At 28.5% G+C, this 1,975-nt stretch carries 1 protein-coding gene; it reads right to left on the bottom strand.

The window, feature by feature from the left end; genetic code table 11:
* Nucleotides 1–249: 249 nt before the first annotated feature.
* Complete coding sequence (locus FKZ59_RS14275) at nucleotides 250–1,539, bottom strand: lipopolysaccharide biosynthesis protein (protein ID WP_141603385.1); 1,290 nt, start codon at nucleotides 1,537–1,539, stop codon at nucleotides 250–252.
* Between the last annotated feature and the right edge of the window lie 436 nt (nucleotides 1,540–1,975).

The following is a 1,975-nucleotide window of genomic DNA, read 5'->3' on the forward strand; positions in this document are numbered from 1 at the left end:
AAGCTCAACTACTGTTTGTTTAAATTCTTGATTATACCGTTTTTGACTCATGATTCGGACACAACCTTTCGTTAGTTTAATATTAATGACTTAACCAAGTTGTGTCCATAAATCTATACTACATCTATAAGAGCCATTTTTAGTTTGCCATAAACACTATAAAATAATGGTATTATTTAAGATCATAAATTTTAAGGTAAATAAACATTTAGTTTATGAATCTCTGAAATCTTTAAATTGATTTCTAATTCAAGACCTAAGTTTTATTTCATCATTTAAAACTTTATTTACTATTAAAAATGTTAAGAAGTATATCACGGACATAGCTAATACATATAAGCTAATTGTATAATAAGAGTTAAATGAATAATAATTAGCAATCCAAAATACTAATAAAACTAATATAACCCTAAAAAAATCTAAAATAAACTCACTCTTTTGTCTTTGGAAAACTGAAAAAATTCTCCCAAAAGGAGTAAAAATAAATCTAGTAAATACTAAAAAAGCTAATATTCTTGAATATACACCGGCTTCATACCAATTTTGACCAAAAAAAATTGAAAATAATAAAGGTCCCAATAATATCAAAATTAATAAAGGAATTAGACCAATAATAAATAATTTACGAAATATTTTTTTACATAAATCTTTTAGTCGCTTTGGATTAGAACGACCTGACGTAGCCGCTTCGCCGTAAAATACATCTGCTATTGCACTTCCAATTAACATCATTGGAAGGTTCACTATTGTATTGGCTAAAGCATAATGTCCACTAACTCCTGTACCATAAATCGAAGCTAAAAACAGTACCGGTAATTGTAATCCAGCTGCATTTAACAATTGACTAGGTGCAGAAAAAACTGGAAACTTAATATATTTTTTTAAACAATACATTACTTCCATTTTATTTATACTTTTTAAAATATTCTTTCTATCTTTTATCAGTGGTGCTGCTAATGTTGAAATACCAGCGCTTTGACCTATTACGCCACCAATAATAAGTCCAATTGGACCAAAGTTGAATAAGCCCATACTAATCTTTGAGAAGTTTTGTACAATGCTTTGATTTATTTTTGTTTTAGAAATAGACTTATAATTCTTAATTCTTATTGTCCATTGCAAAAATATTCCATATAATCCCCCGAAGAAGATTCCTAAAGGAATAAAATATTTATAATTCAATATTGAATCTTCTAATAGAAATCCAAGAAAGAAATCTGGCCAAAAAGTTAACACGGTTGTAATTACTCCAACAAAAGCCAATAAAATCAAAATGCTTAATACAAGCAAGTTTATAGCTTTAGCATCATTATCAGCTATAGGAATTCCCCACTCATATCTTAAGGATCCTATAATCATCAACATTCCTAATATTGAAGAGTAAACAGTGAAAACGCCATATTCTTCAGGGGTATATAATCTTGTTATTATTGGGGATAATAAAGTATTTAATAATTGAGCACTAGCGGTACCACCTGCAATTAAAGTCACACCTTTTGCAAAATCATTACTTAAAAAACCTCTTAAATTTATTTTCATTTTATCACCAACTAGAATATGCTCTCTTTAATAATAATCCTGTAAAAAATATTGAAAATCTAACCTGTTTAATTCCTTTATTAACTTTGAACTATGGTGCACTAAACCAACTTTGACTTTTCTAAAAAATAATAAGCCTGATTATCAAGTCAATTTAAAAAATATATATTGAAGACCGAATAAGTAGTAAAAACAATCAACATAATTTATCTCAATTTTTATTAATGTTGGATATATTACTTTTTATGGATCTACGTCAAGTTTTTGGACACAAAAAGATTAAGTTTTTTTGCACAACAACCATTCATTGATTGTTCCACATCCCAAGTAGATTGTCAAAGTGAAAAGAGCCTTTGACAATCTACTTGGGACGTGGAGAAATAAACCCATGGCTGTTGTGCCAAAAAATGTGAAGGGGGGAAGTGTTCTGTACCCC

This window comes from Ureibacillus terrenus (assembly GCF_006569205.1).
GTDB classification, from domain to species: Bacteria; Bacillota; Bacilli; order Bacillales_A; family Planococcaceae; genus Ureibacillus; species Ureibacillus terrenus.

Bases quoted from the DNA above. Each gene is read 5' to 3' on its own strand.
- FKZ59_RS14275 (WP_141603385.1), bottom strand. From the start codon at position 1,539: ATGAAAATAAATTTAAGAGGTTTTTTAAGTAATGATTTTGCAAAAGGT.